This window comes from Micromonospora sp. WMMD736 (assembly GCF_049179015.1).
In the GTDB taxonomy this organism is placed as follows: Bacteria; Actinomycetota; Actinomycetes; order Mycobacteriales; family Micromonosporaceae; genus Micromonospora.
On record NZ_JBMHMI010000001.1, the window covers coordinates 4103664 to 4119895 of the forward strand.

Here is a 16232-nt window from a genome sequence, read left to right on the forward strand (position 1 = left end):
TCTTCGCGGTTCCCCCCGTGACGCGTGGGGAAACCGGTAATCTCCGATCGTCATGGTTCCGTCGGGATGAATGGCAGTGGATGTGACTGGGGTTCGGCACAGCGCTCCGGCAGTGGCCCGGCGGGCCGGTCGGGCGCTGCTCGGCGTGGCGGCGCTGGCTGCTGTCGCGGTGCCGAGCGCCGCTCCCGTCGCCGCGCCGAGCGGCGGTGGACAACTCGCCGGCGCGCCGGCCGCGTTCGCCCCCGGCGACAGCGTCTCCCGCACCGACCAGGTGCGTGACGAGCAGTGGCAGCTCGACGAACTGCGGGCCGACACGGCCTGGCGCACCTCGACCGGCCGGGGCGTGACCGTCGCCGTGGTCGACTCCGGTGTGGACCCCAACCATCCCGACCTGTCCGGTCAGGTGCTGCCCGGGCTCGACCTGGTCGGACCGGCCGGCGGCGCCGGCCCGGATCCGGTGGGCCACGGCACCACGGTCGCCGGCCTGATCGCCGGGCGCAACGACGACAAGCGGGGCGTGGTCGGCCTGGCACCGGATGCCCGGATCCTTCCGGTACGCGTGCTGGACGAACGCAACAAGTACGACGACGCCCTGATCGTCGCCAAGGGCGTCCGGTGGGCGGTCGACCACGGCGCCCGGGTGATCAACCTGTCGCTGGGCGGCAGCGGCGACAGCCCGGCTCTGGCCGCGGCTCTGGACTACGCGTTCGCCCGCGACGTGGTGGTGGTGGCCTGCACCGGCAACCTGGCCACGTCGACCGACTCCAAGCCCTGGTACCCGGCTCGCGAGCCGGGCGTCGTCGCGGTAGCCGGGTTGGAGCGCAACAGCGACAACCTGTGGTCCGGGTCGATCACCGGTCGGGCGACCGTGCTCACCGCTCCGGCCAGCGGCCTGGTCGGCGCACGTCCGACCGACGGGTACTGGCGGGTGCAGGGCACCAGCTTCGCCGCGCCGCTGGTGGCCGCCACCGCCGCGCTGGTCCGGTCACGCTACCCGGACATGCCCGCCGGCCAGGTGGTCAACCGGCTCCTGGTCACCGCCCGGGACATCGGCCCGACCGGCCGGGACGACCGATTCGGGTACGGGGTGGTCGACCCGGTGGCCGCGCTCACGGCGGATGTTCCGCCCGTCGCCGCCAACCCGCTGGACGATCAGACCTCGCCCGGCGTGGTCGGCTTCGGTCCGGCCCCCGGTTCGGGCGACGACGAGACGGTGAGCGGCGCCGGTAGCGACCCGCTCGGTTTCACCGCTCCCCGGCAGCAGACGGGGTGGACGGCACGACCGGCGGGCGTGCCGGCCGAATCCGCGCCGGAGCGACTGTGGACAGGCGCGGTGCTCTTCGCCGCTCTGGTCACGGGCGCGGCGCTGATGGTGCGCCGGTTCCGCCAGCGCGCGCGCTGAACGACGCACGGGACAGGCCTGATTGCCCGGCGGGTGGGGTAGAACCGACCGCATGAGTACGTCCGCCACCCGTACCCTCGACACCGGCCGACCACCGTCCTGGCGGCGACGTCGCCTCGACCCGGACCACTCGTTGGGGCTGCGACTGACCCTGGCCTCGACAGCGGCGTTCCTGGTGCTGGTGCCGTTCGCCCTGCTCGCGCTGCTGGTGCTCGGAGCGTGGGCGCCGCTGCACCGGCTGGACACGACGATCACCGACGCGCTGCACGAGCACGCGGTGGACCACCCGGCCTGGGTCGTGCTGATGCGGGTGTGGAGCGAGGTGTTCGCGCCGATGCCGCTGCGGGTCGTCGTGCTGCTGGTGGTGATCTGGCTGGTGCGTCGCCAGGCCCGCCGGCTGGCCCTCTGGGCGACCACCACCATGGTCGTCGGCGGATTGCTGGGACCGCTGCTCAAGCTGCTCGTGGGCCGGGACCGGCCGGAACTGCTCGACCCGGTGGCGCGGGCCGCCGGCTACTCGTTCCCGTCCGGGCACGCGCTGAACGCCACCCTGGCCGCCGGCGTGCTGCTGCTGGTGTTCCTGCCGTACGTCCGGCGCGGACCCTCGCGGGTCGCGCTCTGGGTCGCCGCGGTGCTGATCACGCTGGTCACCGGGCTGAGCAGGGTGGTGCTCGGCGTGCACTTCACCAGCGACGTGGTGGGCGGTTGGCTGCTGGGCGTGGCGGTGGTGGCGGCGACCACCGCCGCGTTCACCAGTTGGCGGGCGCACACCGGTCTGCGACCGGTCCGACCGGTCCGCGAAGGTGTCGCGCCCGAGGTCGAGCGGCGGCCCGACGCGACCTGAGGCGTGACGACGACGTCGACGGGGTACTGGCCGGCTCATGTCCGACACCGTGGTCCAGATTCTCCGGCGGGTGCTGTTGCCGGTGTCCCTCCTGTTCGGCGTCATGGTGCTGCTCGGGGTACTGGTCACCCGGGTGTTCGCCCATACCTGGCCGTTCACCGTCGAGGACGCGGTCAACCGGGAGTTCGCCGGTGACCGCACCGCCGGCTGGAACGACGTCTCGCTGGTGTTCAGCACGTTGGCCAGCACCCAGATGATCGTCGTGGTCACCGTGCTGGTGGCGTTGGCGCTGCGACTCTGGTTGAAGCGCTGGCGGGAGCCTCTGTTCCTGTGCGCGGCGGTGACCGCCCAGGCGCTGGTGTTCCTGTTCACCACGATGGTGATCGACCGGCAGCGGCCGGCGGTGGAGCACATGGACACGTCGCCGCCCACGTCGAGTTTTCCGTCCGGGCACACCTCGGCCGCGGTGGCCCTCTACGTCGCATCGCGGTGCTGATGGCACTGCGGGCGCGCAGCACCGGCGCGAAGGTCGCCTGGTGGACGCTGCTGCTGGTGCCGGTGGGCGTGGCGTTGACCCGGATGTACCGGGGGATGCACCACCCGAGCGACGTGGCGGCGTCCTTCCTCAACGGCGGCACCTGCGTCGCGATCATGGCGCGGGCGGTCCTGGACCGGGGACTGCGCTGGGGACGCACGAAGCTGCCGGTCGCGGCCACGGCCCGGACCTGATCCGGTACGGGGCTCAGGTGCACTCGCCGGTGGCGACGGCCCGGTTGCGTTCGGCACCGGCCAACGCCACCGGCCGGGCCTCGGCGGCGGTCACCGCGAAGCCGGTGTTGGGGTCGTCGGCCGCCGCCGCGAAGATGACGCCGAGCACCAGGCCGTTGGCCGACAGTAGCGGACCCCCGGAGTTACCGCTGCGCACCAGCGCCCGGATCGTGTAGATCTCCCGAGTGACGTCACCGGACGAGTAGATGTCCGGCCCCTTGATCCGGTCGACGTCCCGGACCCGGGCCGACTGCGCGTTGTACGGGCCGTCGAGCGGGAAGCCGAGCACGATGGCGTCCGAGCCACTGCCCGCGTTGCCGGCGGCGAACCGCAGCGACGGGCCGGGGAGCCCCGGCACCAGCAGCACGGCCAGGTCCCGGTTGGGGTCATAGACCACCACCTGGCCGTCGTACCGCTCGCCGCCCAGCTCCACGGCCACCGTACGGGTACCGGCCACCACGTGGGCGTTGGTCATGACCCGGTCGTCGGCGTACACGAAGCCGGAGCCCTCGATGCGGCGCGAGCAGCTCGGCGCGGAACCGAGCACCTTGACCACCGAACGCTGACCGTTGACCACCACCTGCGAGCCGGCCAGCGCCGGGTCGGGCGGCTCGACCTGCCGGGCCCGGGTGGGCGCGAGGCCACCGAAGACGTCCGGGAAACCGTCGGTGTCGACGGTGTCCTCCAAGGCGGTCGAGAGCCGGTGCGCCTCCTCCGGCAGGATCCCGTTCACCACGCTGATCAACGCGCTGTTGCGTACCGAGGCGGCGAGCCAGGGCACCGACGACGACCCGAGCGGTACGGCGACCAGCCAGGCCAGCAGGAGCACCGCGAACAGGGAGACGAAGGCACCACCGATGTCGTCGACCCGCCGGCCCACGTCGCTGGTGATCGTCTTGCGCAGGTGCGACCCGAGCCAGCCGGCGAGCGCCTGCCCGATCACCGCCAAACCGAAGATCGCCACCAGGGAGATCAGCACCCGGGTGCCGGCGTCGACGAACTGTCGGGCGAACAGCGGCCCGAGTTGCAGGCCGAGCAGGAGACCCAGGAAGAAGCCGGACAGCGAGGTGACGCCGATGACAAAACCCTGGCGGTATCCGCTGATCGCGAACACGAGCATGAGCAGCAGCAGGACGAGATCCACGACGGACACGCCTCCAGCGTACGGGCACCGCGCCCAGCGGATGACCATCGCTTGCGGAAGGTGACCGCGCCGTCAGCGCAGGGCGGTCTCGTCGACCTCGTCGGTGCCGGCCGAGGGAGCGGGGGTGGCGCCCGTGGGCGGCAGGTCGACGAGCCGGCCGGGCGACCACGGGCGGGACCAGCCGCCCATCTCCAGCAGGGCCGCCAGCACCCCGGCGGTGAAGCCCCAGACGAGCATGCCGCGCGACGAGAACGCCGGACCGACCCAGCCGCTGGGGTGGCGGACCCGCAGCCGGTTGGCCGGGTCGACAAGTTCGCGGATCGGCAGGCGTGCCACGTGGGCCACCTCGGCGGGCTCCCGGGGGTGCACCGGATGCGGGTCGTGCCACCAGGCCAGCACCGGGGTGACCACGAAGTCGCTGACCGGGATCCACAGCTTCGGCAGCTCGGCCAGGACGGTCACGCTGGCCGGGTCGAGGCCGACCTCCTCGTTGGCCTCGCGGAGCGCGGTAGCGCGGGCGTCGGCGTCCTCCGGATCGGCCGCCCCACCGGGAAAGGCCGGCTGACCGGCGTGGTTACGCAGGGTGGCGGCCCGTTGCAGGATCAGCACGTCCGGCCCGGTGTCGGGCTGCTCGCCGAGCAGTACCAGCACGGCGCTCTCCCGGCCACCCTCGGCGGGGGTGCTGAGCCGGGTGAAGTCCTCGACGCGGGCCGTGCCCAGCCGGCTCAGCAGCGGGTCGATCCAGCCGGGAGGTCGACGGGTCACGCCGGCACCGCCACGCCCAGGTGCTCGCGGACCAGCGTGCCGAGCTGGGCGTCGTCGAGGGCCCCGGTGGCGTCGATGTGCCGGATCCGGCCCGCCGCGTCGACGAAGAGGGTCAGCGGGAAGGCGTTGCGCCGCAGCTCCCGTTGCAGCGCGTCCCCCTGGTCGACGAGGACCGGAAACCGTACGCCGAAGTCCTCGCCGATGGCCTGGGCACCGCCGCGGCTGTCGCGGGTGTTGACCCCGACCACCTGGAGCCGACCGGAGGTCCGCTCGCTGAGCCGTTGGAAGGCCGGTAGTTCCTTGCGGCACGGCCCGCACCAGGAGGCCCACACGTTGATCACGGCTGGCCCGGCCACGTCCCGCAGCGCGACCGGCGCGCCGCCGGTGAAGCAGGGCAGGGTCAACGCGGGCAGCTCCTGCCCACCGGCAGCGGCAGCGGTCGCGCCCGCGTCGGGCGTGGCGGAGACAGCCCCGGGGCTGGGCGTCGGTGCCGTGCCCAAGGCGGCGCAGTCCCTGAAGGGCGACGGTCGCTCGGCGGCGGCCGGCTTCGGTGCGGGGTCGTCGGCCGGGCTGTCGGTGCAACCGCCGACGAACAGCGTCAGCGGCACGGCGAACAGGGCGAGCCGCCGGGTGACGGCACTCAGGCGGTTCACGGCACCTCCGCGGCGACCGCCTGCGGCGGCACCAGCTCCGGGTCGACCCCGGCCGCCACGGCCAGGTCACGCGCCCGGGGGCCCTTGAGCAGCTTGGCGGCTGCGGCCGGCTCGGTCGGTCCGGTGCCGTACGAGGGGCAGAGCTTCGCGAGCGTGCACGCTCCACAGGCCGGTTTGCGGGCATGGCAGACCCGTCGGCCGTGGAAGATGATCCGGTGCGACAGCATCGTCCAGTCGCGCTTGGGATACAGCGCGCCGATCGCGTGCTCGATCTTGACCGGGTCGGTCTCGGTGGTCAGCCGCCACCGGTGCACCAGCCGCTGGAAGTGCGTGTCGACGGTGATACCGGGCACGTCGAAGGCGTTGCCGAGGATGACGTTCGCGGTCTTACGGCCGATCCCGGGGAGCGTCACCAGGTCGGCGAGCCGGCCGGGAACCTGGCCGTCGTACCTGTCGACGAGGGCCTGCCCGAGTTTGAGCAGCGAGTCCGTCTTGTTGCGGTAGAAGCCGGTGGGCCGGATCAGCTCCTCCATCTCGCCCCGGTCGGCACCCGCGTACGCGGCGGCGTCCGGGTAGCGGGCGAAGAGCTTCGGGGTGACCTCGTTGACCTTCTTGTCGGTGCACTGGGCGGACAGGATGGTGGCGACGGACAGCTCCAGCGCGTTGGAGTGGTCCAGCTCGCAGTGCGCGTCGGGGTGCGTCTCGGTCAGCACCCGGCCGATCTTGCGAGCGCGGCGGGTGCGCCCGAGGTCGGTCTCGCTGGCGCCGGGAGGGCTACTGGTCACGACGGTCAGCCTACGTCGCACCCCGGACCTTCCTCGTGGGTCAACCGCCGGTCGGCGCGGTGATCCTGCCCTGACCGTCGAACCGGGCCCCGGCCTTGGGGAAGTCGGTGCGGCTCAGCTCGGTGACGAGACCCAGGCCCCGGTCGTCCGGATCCATCGTCGGCTTGCCGGTCGAGTTCATGTACGTCGAGGTGAACGAGCCGCCGCCCCAGCTCCCGTCGGGCTTGAGCGACACCTTCAGCACACCGCCCCAGCCCAACCGGCCGGCGTTGCTCAACGAGTTGCCGCCGCCCGCGAAGTTGCCCAGGCTGTACGCGATCAGCCGCCCCTTGTAGAACTCCATGCCCCGCAGCACGTGCGGCCCGTGCCCGACGATCAGGTCCGCGCCCGCGTCGATCATGGCGTGGGAGAACTTGACCGGATCGCCCCGGTTCTCGCCCAGGAACAACTCGGTGCCCGGCTTCACCCGGGTCTTGTCCGCTCCCTCGCCACCCATGTGCACCTGCACCACGACCAGATCGGCCAGGGTGGCCGCCTTCGCGATCACCGTCTTGGCCTTGGCGATGTCGACCAGGCTGTTGGACCAGACGTACGAGGAGAAGCCGGCGATCGCGACCTTGACGCCCTTGACGTCGACCACGGTGATCTCGCCCGGCGCGCCGGTGTGCTCCAGGTCGTACTTCTTGAGCGCCTTCTGCGTGTTCTGGTAGCCCTTCGGCCCGTAGTCGTAGCCGTGGTTGTTGGCCTGGTTGAGCACCCGGAAGCCGGCGTCGCGCAGGTGCGCCGCGTACTCGGGCGGGGCGCGGAACTGGAAGCAGCGGGTGGAGTTGGCCCCGCACTTGCCGGTGCCGGTGTCCACCGTCAGCGGCTCCTCCAGGTTGCCCATGACCAGGTCGGCCTTGAGTGCCCCGGCGACCGAGTCGAAGAAGCCCTTCCCACCGGCGGCCGGCAGGCGGCTCGGCGCGTTGCCCATGATGATGTCGCCGGTCGCGGAGAGCGAGATGGTGTCGCCCCCGCCGGAGGCCGTCGCGTCGCCGCTGGCCTTCGGGCCGGCCGTGTTCAGTGGCGCGCCCGTGCCACCACCACCGGCGCCGGGCTGCCACACCGGGGCCTTGCCGCTGTCGGCGCAGCCGGCGACGAGCAGGGCGGCCAGCAGCGCCGCGAGACCGACGGCGACGCGGCGGAACGGGCGGGACGCGGAAGGGGCGGCAGCGTACATTGCCCGCGACCCTACCGACGCCGCAACGCGCCGACGAGGGCCGATCGGTCGGAAGTTCAGCCGGTCAGGCGGTCTGACCAGGGCACGACCGGTCGTTCGCCACCCGCGCGCACGGCGGAATGGACGGCTCGGGCCAACGGGGCACCCCACGTCGAGCGTGGCCCGCCGTACGCGGCCTCCGGCCCGTCGACCGGGCAGAGCACGGTGACCGCGTCGGTGGGGGTGCCCGTCCCCGGCAGTCCCAGCTCCCCGATCGCCTGGGTCTTCGCCTCGGTGGCGGTGGCGACGGCGTTGACGAGCGCCGAATCGGCGAGCCGGGCCGGCACGTACACCACGATGTTGACCGTGCCCACCCGCTGGGTGAGCCCTCCCGCGGCCGGCGCGGCGGCGGGCACCGGCGTGCCGAGCCCGACGGTCGCCCACGCCCGCACCCCGGTGTCCGTCCGGGCCACCACCTCGGTCACGTCCACGCCGGTCAGCAGACCCACCCCGGGCCCGTCCAGGGCCAGGTCCGCGGCGAGCGCGGCCAGGTGGGCGGCGGGGTCGTCCCGGTCGTACGACATGGGCACGGTCGCGTTCAGCACCCACCGGCGTACGCCCACGCCACCACCGAGAGGGCCGCTGCTGGCCGCCCGCAGGGGCCCGTCGGTCCGCCAGACGAGCAGCGGTACGTTTCGCCCGCCCTCGACGCGGCTGGTCAGAATCGGGTCCCTCAGCACGTCGGGCAGGTTACGCCCACCGATCAAGATTCCAGGGGCGACCTCTGATTCGTGCTCACGTGCGCCTAGACTTGGCGGCGCGCGAGGGGATCAGCGGACGGCGGCCCCGGCCGACGGACGGCACGCGCAACCGGAGGTGCGCAATGGACGAGGTACTGGCCCGCAGCGGGATCTTCCAGGGTGTCGACCCGGAAGCTGCCGAGGCGCTCGCCAAGGAGATGGAGACGATCGAGGTCCGCAAGGGCGAGGTCGTCTTCAATGAGGGCGAGCCCGGTGACAGCCTCTACATCCTGCTGTCCGGGAAGATCAAGGTCGGCCGCCGGGCGGCGGACGGCCGGCAGAACCTGATCGCGGTGATGGGCCCGTCGGACATGGTCGGCGAGCTGTCGCTCTTCGACCCGGGTCCGCGTACGGCGACCGCCACCGCGGTGACCGACACCCGACTCGTACGGCTGCGCAAGCAGGCGCTGCGTCCGTGGCTCAACAACCGCCCGGAGATCGCCGAGCAGCTGCTCCGGGTGCTCGCCCGGCGGCTGCGCCGGACCAACGACTCGCTCGCCGACCTGATCTTCACGGACGTGCCGGGCCGGGTGGCGAAGAACCTGCTCCAGATGGCCGGCCGCTTCGGCACCCGCGACGGCGGCGTCCTGCGGGTGACCCACGACCTCACCCAGGAGGAGATCGCCCAGCTCGTCGGCGCCTCCCGGGAGACGGTCAACAAGGCGCTGGCCGACTTCGCCTCGCGCGGCTGGCTGCGGCTGGACGGCAAGAGCATCATCATCCTGGACCCGGAGCGTCTGGCCCGCCGCGCCCGCGTCTGAGACATCGGTACGTCCCCGCCTTCCGGCATCGCCGGCAAGGCGGGGACGTCTTCGTCTGCCCGTTTGTCTGCCCAGCGCAGAATCGCTGGTTCGGGACGGCTGGCCGGGTGAAGTGTGGGGCCATGCCGAACCGGGTCGCCGTGCTCTCCGACATCCATGGCGTACTGCCCGCGCTGGAGGCGGTGCTGGCCGAGCCGGACGTCGCCGCCGCCGACCTCATCGTGCTTACCGGCGACATCGCGGCCGGTCCACAGCCGGTCGAGGTGCTGGACGTGCTCGCCGACCTCGGTGACCGGGCCTGCTGGGTGGGCGGCAACTGCGAACGTGAGCTGGTCGAGGCCCGCGCGGGCCGACCCGCCTCGATCGAGGTGTCGAACTGGGCCGCCGGCCAGCTCCGGGACGATCAGGTCGCCCGGCTGGCCGCGCTGCCCGCGACCGTGACACTGGAGATCGACGGCCTGGGCCAGACACTGTTCTGCCACGCGACGCCCCGCGACGACGAGGAGATGGTGCTCGTCGATTCGCGGCTGGCACGCTGGGCGGAGGTGTTCGCCGGCCTGCCGGCCGAGGTCTCCACGGTCGTCTGCGGCCACACCCACATGCCCTTCACCCGGCTGGTCGACCGACGGCTGGTCGTCAACCCGGGCAGCGTCGGCATGCCGTACGGGGGCACGGGCGCGTGGTGGGCCCTGCTCGGGCCGGGCGTCCAGCTACGTCGTACCGCCTTCGACGTGGACGCGGCCTGCGCCCGGGTGGCGGCGGAGTCGACCTTCCCCGACGCCGCGGCCTGGGCCGACGAGTACCTACGCTCCCGGCACAGCGACACCGACGCGCTCGCCGTGTTCGGCCCCGGCGACGGCCGCTGAACCGCACAGATACGCCCGACGCGAACACGTTCGACCCGCCAGCCCGCGCCCCGGGCACGGCCGAGCGATGGTGGCGAGCAGGACGGCGGAGTAGGTGGTCGGTTCCTGTCGAGCTGCCCCGGATCTGGGGCAGGCGATTCGAGAGACGACTCGCCGCCCCATTCCTGGGGCAGCTCGACAGGGCCTGAGTAGAGCGGGTGGGGCGACCCGGCAAAGCCCGCGAACACCGGGTGGGAGCGGCCCGACAGATCCCCGCGAACACCGGGTGGGACGACCCCGGTCCAGTGCGCGCCGTCTTGGAGCCATAAAAAGTCAGTCTTGACTGTTTGTTTCTCAGGCCACAGGCTGTTCGCATGCCTCCCGCATCGACGCGCGTCCCCCAACAGGAGCGCAGTCGCGCCACCCGGGCCCGCCTGCTGGAGGCCACCGTCGACTGCCTCATCGAGCACGGCTGGTCCGGCACCACGACCACCGTGGTGGCCGCCCGGGCCGGCGTCTCGCGGGGTGCCCAGCTGCACCACTACCCCACGAAGGCCGCACTGGTCACGGCCGCCGTGGCCCACCTGGCCGAACGCCGGGCCGAGGAGCTGCGCACCGAGGCCGAGGCGCTGCCGGCCGGCCCGCAGCGGCTGGACCGGGTGATCGACCTGCTCGGGGTGGCCTTCACCGGGCCGCTCTTCGTCGCCGCGCTCGAACTGTGGGTGGCCGCCCGCACCGACCGCGAGCTTCGCGACGCCCTGGTGCCGTTGGAGGCGACGGTCGGCCGGGAGATGCACCGGCTCACCGTCTCGCTGCTCGGGGTCGACGAGCGCCGACCCGGCGTCCGCGAGGCGGTGCAGGCCACCCTCGACCTGATGCGCGGGCTCGGGGTGGCCAACCTGCTCAGCGACGACTCGGCCCGTCGTACCGCCCTGCTCGTCACCTGGAAACGTCAGCTCGCCACCCTGCTCACGCCCTGACCCGGCCGCCGGGGCGCGCACCGATCGGAGGCACCATGGTCGACCTCAGTAACCTGCTCGCGGATCTGACCGACGAGTGCGCCGACCTGGACGCGCTGGTCGCGCCGCTCTCCGTGGCCGACTGGGCCCGCCCGACCCCGGCCGCAGGCTGGACCATCGCGCACCAGATCGCCCACCTGGCCTGGACCGACCACGTGGCGCTGCTGGCCGCCACCGACGCCGAGGCGTTCTACGCGACGGTGACCGGAGCGCCGGACGTGACCCGGCTGGTGGACGCCGGGGTCGACGAGTTCCTGGCACCCCCCGCCGACCTGCTGGCCCGCTGGCGGGCCGGCCGGGCCGCGCTCGTCGACGCACTGGCCGCCGTTCCGGCCGGCGAGAAACTGCCCTGGTACGGCACCCGGATGTCGGCCAGCTCGATGGCGACCGCCCGGATGATGGAGACGTGGGCGCACGGTGCGGACGTGGCCGACGCCCTCGATGTCGTCCGGCCGGCCACCGACCGCCTCCGCCACGTGGCGCACCTCGGTGTGCGTACCCTCGGGCACGGGTTCATCGCCCACGGCCGTGCCGCACCGGCGTCGCCGGTCCGGGTCGAGCTGGCCGCGCCCGGCGGCGACACCTGGGTCTGGGGGCCGGCGGACGCCGTCGACCGGGTGAGCGGCCCGGCCCTGGACTTCTGTCTCCTGGTCACCCAGCGCCGGCATCGGGCGGATCTCGCCCTGCGGCCCACCGGCCCGGTCGCCGACGAATGGCTCGACGTGGCCCAGGCATTCGCCGGACCGCCGGGCGACGGCCGGACGCCGGCCAGCGGAGACGGGGTACGCCCATGATCCGTATCGGGAACGCCTCCGGCTTCTACGGTGACCGGTTCACCGCCTGGCGGGAGATGCTCGACGGCGGCGAGTTGGACGTGCTGACCGGTGACTACCTGGCCGAGTTGACCATGCTGATCCTCGGTCGGGACCGACTGCGCGACCCCGACCTCGGCTACGCGAAGACGTTCCTGCGCCAGGCGGAGACGTGCCTCGGCACGGCCCTCGACCGGGGGGTACGGCTCGTGACGAACGCCGGCGGGCTGAACCCGGCCGGCCTGGCCGCCGCCATCGAGGCGCTCGCCGGCCGACTGGGCCTGCCGGCGAAGGTCGGGTACGTCGAGGGCGACGTGCTCCCACGGGCCGACGCGCTCACCGCGAACGCGTACCTGGGCGCGTTCGGGATCGCCGCGTGCCTCGACGCCGGGGCCGACGTGGTCGTGACCGGTCGGGTCACCGACGCGTCGCTGGTGGTGGGCCCGGCCATCGCCCGGTACGGGTGGCGCCACGACGACCTCGACGAGCTGGCCGGAGCGACCGTCGCGGGGCACCTCGTCGAGTGCGGCGCACAGGTCACCGGCGGCAACTTCAGCTTCTTCACCGAACTGCCCGACGGCGGGCACCGGCCCGGCTTCCCGATCGCCGAGGTGCACCCCGACGGCTCCGCCGTACTCACCAAACATCCGGGCACCGGTGGCGCGGTCACCGTGGAGACCGTTACCGCCCAACTGTTGTACGAGGTCGGCGGCCCGGCGTACCTGGGGCCGGACGTGGTCACCCGGCTGGACACGGTGACCCTGCACCCCGACGGACCGGACCGGGTGCGCGTCACCGGCGTGCGGGGCACCCTGCCGCCGCCCACGCTCAAGGTGGGCGTCAACAACCTCGGCGGCTTCCGGAACTCGATGACGTTCGTCCTGTGCGGCCTCGACATCGAGGCGAAGGCGGCCCTGGTGCGCGGGCAGATCGAGGAGGCGGTGGGCACGGACGGGCTGGAGTTCACCCTCGCCCGTACCGATCACCCGGACGCCGTCGACACCGAGGCGGCCAGCGCCCTTCTGCACGTACACCTGCGGGACAGCGACCGGACGCGGGCCGGGCGGGCCTTCTCGGCCGCCGCCGTGGAGCTGGCGCTGGCCTCGTACCCGGGCTGCACGCTGACCACCCTGCCGGGCGACGCCACCCCGTACGGCGTCTTCACCGCCGACACCCTGCCGCAGGACGAGGTCGCGCAGGTGGCGGTCCTGCCCGGTGGCGAGCGGGTGCCGATCGCCCCACCGGTCCGCACGGCCCCGATCCGCCCGGACGAAACGGCGTCGGGTGGCGACGCGGCGGTCACCGGCACGACTCGGCGCGGAGCGCTCGGTGAGCTGGTCGGCGCGCGCTCGGGCGACAAGGGCGGCGACGCCAACCTCGGCGTCTGGGCGCGCTCCGATGCCGGGTACGCGTGGCTGCGCGGCTGGCTGACCGTCGAGCGGCTGGCCGAGCTGCTGCCGGAGACGGCGGCGCTGACCGTCCGGCGCTACGAGCTGCCGAACCTGCGCGCGGTGAACTTCGTTATCGAGGGCCTGCTCGGGGCCGGGGTCGCCGCGTCCACCCGGTTCGATCCGCAGGCCAAGGCGCTGGGCGAGCTGCTCCGCGCACGGATCGTCGACCTGCCGGCGGTGGTTGCCCGATGAGCATCGTGGACACCCCGGAGCGTCGACAGCTCCGCGAGTTGACCCGGGCGTTCGTCACCCGGGAGGTGCTGCCGCACCTGGACGACTGGGAGCGGGCCGGCGAGGTCCCCCGGGCCCTGCACGCCACGGCCGCGAAGCTGGGCCTGCTCGGTATCGGCTTTCCCGAGTCGGTCGGCGGCAGCGGCGGCGACCTGCTCGACTCGATCATCGTGACCGAGGAGCTGATCCGTGCGGGCGGGTCGTCCGGGCTGGTCGCGGCCCTGTTCACGCACGGCATTGCGCTGCCGCACATGGTCGCCGCCGCCGGTGCCCGTACCGGTGGATCGCTGGGCGGTCGACTCACCGGCGTCCCGTCCCCGGGTGACGACGGCCTGATCGAGCGGTACGTCCGACCCACCCTGGCCGGCACGATGATCGGCGCCCTGGCCATCACCGAGCCGGACGGTGGTTCGGACGTCGCCGGCATCCGCACGACCGCCATCCGGGACGGCGACCACTACGTGGTAAACGGTTCGAAGACCTACATCACCAGCGGTCACCGGGCCGACTTCGTGACCACCGCGGTGTGCACCGACTTCCCCGGCAGCGGCGCGCTGACCCTGCTCGTGATCGACAAGGATTCGCCCGGGTTCACCGTGGGACGCCGGTTGGAGAAGTTGGGCTGGCACTGCTCGGACACCGCCGAGCTGTCCTTCGTGGACGTGCGGGTGCCGGTGACCAACCGGATCGGCGCCGAGAACACCGGCTTCCTGGCGATCATGCAGCACTTCGCGGCGGAGCGACTCTCGCTGGCGACCCAGGCGTACGCGACCGCGCAACGCTGTGTGGAACTGGCCGTGCGCTGGTGCCGGGACCGGCAGACCTTCGGGCGTCCGCTGGTCGGCCGGCAGGTCGTCCGGCACCGGTTGGCCGAGATGCACACTCGGGCCGAGGCGGCCCGGTCGTACGTGCACGAGGTGGCCGCCCGGGTAGCGGCGGGCGAGCCGGTGGTGACCGAGGTGGCGATGGCGAAGAACGTGGCGGTGGCCGCCTGCGACCACGTCGTCGACCAGGCGCTGCAACTGCACGGTGGCTTCGGTTACCTGCGTGACGCCGAGGTGGAGCGGCACTACCGCGACGCGCGGATCCTCGGCATCGGCGGCGGCACCACCGAGATCATGAACGAGATCATCGCGAAGGGCATGGGCCTATGACCGTCTTGGACAGCGCGATCGACCCGACCGCGCCCGGGTACGCGGCGAACCGGTCGGCCCTGCTGGAGCGGCTGGCCGAGTTGGACGCCGCGCTCGACCAGGCGCGGGCGGGCGGCGGCGAGAAGTACGTCTCGCGGCACCACGCGCGCGGCAAGCTGCTGCCCCGGGAGCGGATCGAGTTGCTGGTCGACGCCGACAGCCCGTTCCTCGAACTGTCGCCGGTCGCCGCCTACGGCACGGACTTCCCGGTGGGGGCCAGCGTGGTCACCGGCATCGGGGTCGTCGAGGGCGTGGAGTGCCTGATCGTCGCCAACGACCCGACGGTACGCGGCGGCGCGGTCAACCCGTGGTCCCTGGCCAAGACCCGGCGGGCCGGCGAGATCGCTCTCGCCAATCGGCTGCCCATGGTCAATCTGGTCGAGTCGGCCGGGGCGGACCTGCCCACCCAGGCGGAGATCTTCATCCCCGGCGGCCGGGTGTTCCGGGACCTGACCCGCCTCTCGGCCGCGGGCATCCCCACGGTCAGCGTGGTCTTCGGCAACGCGACGGCCGGCGGCGCGTACGTGCCGGGGATGTCCGATCACGTGATCATGATTCGGGACCGGTCGCAGGTCTACCTGGCCGGGCCGCCGCTGGTGAAGATGGCGACCGGCGAGGTCACCGACGACGAGTCGCTGGGTGGCGCGGCGATGCACGCCGGGACGTCCGGGTTGGCCGACTACCTGGCCGAGGACGAGCGCGACGGCATCCGCCTGGCCCGCCAGTGCGTACGCCGGCTGAACTGGCGCAAGCGGGGTCCCGCGCCACGGACGGCGGTGCCGCAGCCACCGAAGTACGACCCGGAGGAGCTGCTGGGCGTCGTCAGCTCCGATCTGAAGGTGCCGTTCGACCCGCGTGAGGTGCTGGCCCGGATCCTGGACGGCAGTGACTTCGACGAGTTCAAGCCGGCGTACGGGGACTCACTGGTCACCGGCTGGGGCGAGCTGCACGGTTATCCGGTGGGTGTGCTGGCCAACGCGCGAGGGGTGCTGTTCAGCGCGGAGGCGCAGAAGGCGGCCCAGTTCATCCAGCTCGCCAACGCCTCCGACACCCCGTTGATCTTCCTACAGAACACCACCGGCTACATGGTCGGCACCGAGTACGAGCAGCGCGGGATCATCAAGCACGGCGCCCTGATGATCAATGCCGTGTCCAACTCGACGGTGCCGCACCTCACGGTGAACCTCGGTGCCTCGTACGGGGCCGGCAACTACGGCATGTGCGGTCGGGCGTACGAGCCGAGGTTCCTGTTCACCTGGCCGAACGCCAAGTCGGCGGTGATGGGCCCGGCACAGCTTGCCGGCGTGCTGTCGATCGTGGCCCGGCAGGCTGCCGCCGCCCGTGGACGGGACTACGACGAGGAGTCCGACGCGGCGATGCGGATGATGGTCGAGCAGCAGATCGAGTCGCAGTCGGGCGCGCTGTTCCTCTCCGGCCGGCTCTACGACGACGGGGTGATCGACCCTCGGGACACCCGTACCGTCCTCGGCCTCTGCCTGTCGGCGATCCACAACGGACCGGTGCAGGGCGCCGACGGCTTCGGCGTCTTCCGGATGTAGAG

At 72.7% G+C, this 16232-nt stretch carries 17 protein-coding genes; 11 read left to right on the forward strand and 6 right to left on the reverse strand.

Annotation, left to right across the window (positions count from 1 at the left end; genetic code table 11):
• Window positions 1-70: 70 nt before the first annotated feature.
• Genes mycP through ACN269_RS18295 form a run of 4 tightly spaced genes read left to right on the forward strand, consistent with a single transcriptional unit; the run spans window position 71 to window position 2975 of the window.
• On the forward strand, window positions 71-1402 hold the full coding sequence (gene mycP, locus ACN269_RS18280; RefSeq protein WP_421473575.1) for a type VII secretion-associated serine protease mycosin: 1332 nt from the start codon (window positions 71-73) through the stop codon (window positions 1400-1402).
• A gap of 52 nt (window positions 1403-1454) precedes the next feature.
• Window positions 1455-2246, forward strand: a complete 792-nt coding sequence (locus ACN269_RS18285) for a phosphatase PAP2 family protein (RefSeq protein WP_421473576.1) — start codon at window positions 1455-1457, stop codon at window positions 2244-2246.
• Window positions 2247-2283: 37 nt separating this feature from the next.
• Window positions 2284-2742: a hypothetical protein gene (locus ACN269_RS18290; RefSeq protein ID WP_421473577.1), complete on the forward strand. Its 459-nt coding sequence runs from the start codon at window positions 2284-2286 to the stop codon at window positions 2740-2742.
• Window positions 2742-2975 carry a phosphatase PAP2 family protein gene (locus ACN269_RS18295; protein WP_421473578.1) on the forward strand — a complete coding sequence of 78 codons (234 nt, stop codon included), beginning with the start codon at window positions 2742-2744 and terminating at the stop codon, window positions 2973-2975. Before ACN269_RS18290 ends, ACN269_RS18295 begins: the two co-directional genes overlap by 1 nt.
• Before the next feature lie 13 nt (window positions 2976-2988).
• Here the strand turns inward: ACN269_RS18295 and ACN269_RS18300 are convergent, their stop codons facing one another.
• From ACN269_RS18300 to ACN269_RS18325, 6 genes are all read right to left on the reverse strand, one after another.
• Window positions 2989-4167, reverse strand: coding sequence for a MarP family serine protease (locus ACN269_RS18300; RefSeq protein WP_421473579.1), 1179 nt, complete (start codon window positions 4165-4167; stop codon window positions 2989-2991).
• A 63-nt stretch (window positions 4168-4230) separates the two neighbouring features.
• Window positions 4231-4923, reverse strand: coding sequence for an NUDIX hydrolase (locus ACN269_RS18305; RefSeq protein WP_421473580.1), 693 nt, complete (start codon window positions 4921-4923; stop codon window positions 4231-4233).
• Window positions 4920-5576: a TlpA family protein disulfide reductase gene (locus ACN269_RS18310; protein ID WP_421473581.1), complete on the reverse strand. Its 657-nt coding sequence runs from the start codon at window positions 5574-5576 to the stop codon at window positions 4920-4922. Before ACN269_RS18310 ends, ACN269_RS18305 begins: the two co-directional genes overlap by 4 nt.
• Window positions 5573-6361 carry an endonuclease III gene (gene nth / locus ACN269_RS18315; RefSeq protein ID WP_421473582.1) on the reverse strand — a complete coding sequence of 263 codons (789 nt, stop codon included), beginning with the start codon at window positions 6359-6361 and terminating at the stop codon, window positions 5573-5575. The genes ACN269_RS18310 and nth overlap by 4 nt, the downstream gene beginning before the upstream one ends.
• A gap of 40 nt (window positions 6362-6401) precedes the next feature.
• Window positions 6402-7580, reverse strand: coding sequence for a CapA family protein (locus ACN269_RS18320; protein ID WP_421473583.1), 1179 nt, complete (start codon window positions 7578-7580; stop codon window positions 6402-6404).
• Window positions 7581-7636: 56 nt separating this feature from the next.
• Window positions 7637-8299, reverse strand: a complete 663-nt coding sequence (locus ACN269_RS18325; RefSeq protein ID WP_421473584.1) for an adenosylcobinamide amidohydrolase — start codon at window positions 8297-8299, stop codon at window positions 7637-7639.
• 143 nt (window positions 8300-8442) lie between these two features.
• On the opposite strand from ACN269_RS18325, the gene ACN269_RS18330 reads away from it, so the two are divergent.
• The 7 genes from ACN269_RS18330 (at window position 8443) to ACN269_RS18360 (ending at window position 16230) form a co-directional block, all read left to right on the forward strand.
• Complete coding sequence (locus tag ACN269_RS18330) at window positions 8443-9120, forward strand: Crp/Fnr family transcriptional regulator (RefSeq protein WP_007073398.1); 678 nt, start codon at window positions 8443-8445, stop codon at window positions 9118-9120.
• A 122-nt stretch (window positions 9121-9242) separates the two neighbouring features.
• The gene (locus tag ACN269_RS18335) at window positions 9243-9986 is read left to right on the forward strand and encodes a metallophosphoesterase family protein (RefSeq protein ID WP_421473585.1); all 744 of its coding nucleotides are present in this window, start codon (window positions 9243-9245) and stop codon (window positions 9984-9986) included.
• A gap of 353 nt (window positions 9987-10339) precedes the next feature.
• A complete protein-coding gene (locus ACN269_RS18340) occupies window positions 10340-10945 on the forward strand; it encodes a TetR/AcrR family transcriptional regulator (RefSeq protein ID WP_421473586.1) in 606 nt (201 codons plus the stop codon).
• 35 nt (window positions 10946-10980) lie between these two features.
• Window positions 10981-11778, forward strand: a complete 798-nt coding sequence (locus tag ACN269_RS18345) for a TIGR03084 family metal-binding protein (protein WP_421473587.1) — start codon at window positions 10981-10983, stop codon at window positions 11776-11778.
• On the forward strand, window positions 11775-13439 hold the full coding sequence (locus ACN269_RS18350) for an acyclic terpene utilization AtuA family protein (RefSeq protein ID WP_421473588.1): 1665 nt from the start codon (window positions 11775-11777) through the stop codon (window positions 13437-13439). The genes ACN269_RS18345 and ACN269_RS18350 overlap by 4 nt, the downstream gene beginning before the upstream one ends.
• On the forward strand, window positions 13436-14632 hold the full coding sequence (locus ACN269_RS18355) for an acyl-CoA dehydrogenase family protein (protein ID WP_421473589.1): 1197 nt from the start codon (window positions 13436-13438) through the stop codon (window positions 14630-14632). The genes ACN269_RS18350 and ACN269_RS18355 overlap by 4 nt, the downstream gene beginning before the upstream one ends.
• A complete protein-coding gene (locus tag ACN269_RS18360; RefSeq protein ID WP_421473590.1) occupies window positions 14629-16230 on the forward strand; it encodes an acyl-CoA carboxylase subunit beta in 1602 nt (533 codons plus the stop codon). Before ACN269_RS18355 ends, ACN269_RS18360 begins: the two co-directional genes overlap by 4 nt.
• The last annotated feature ends 2 nt before the right edge of the window (window positions 16231-16232 follow it).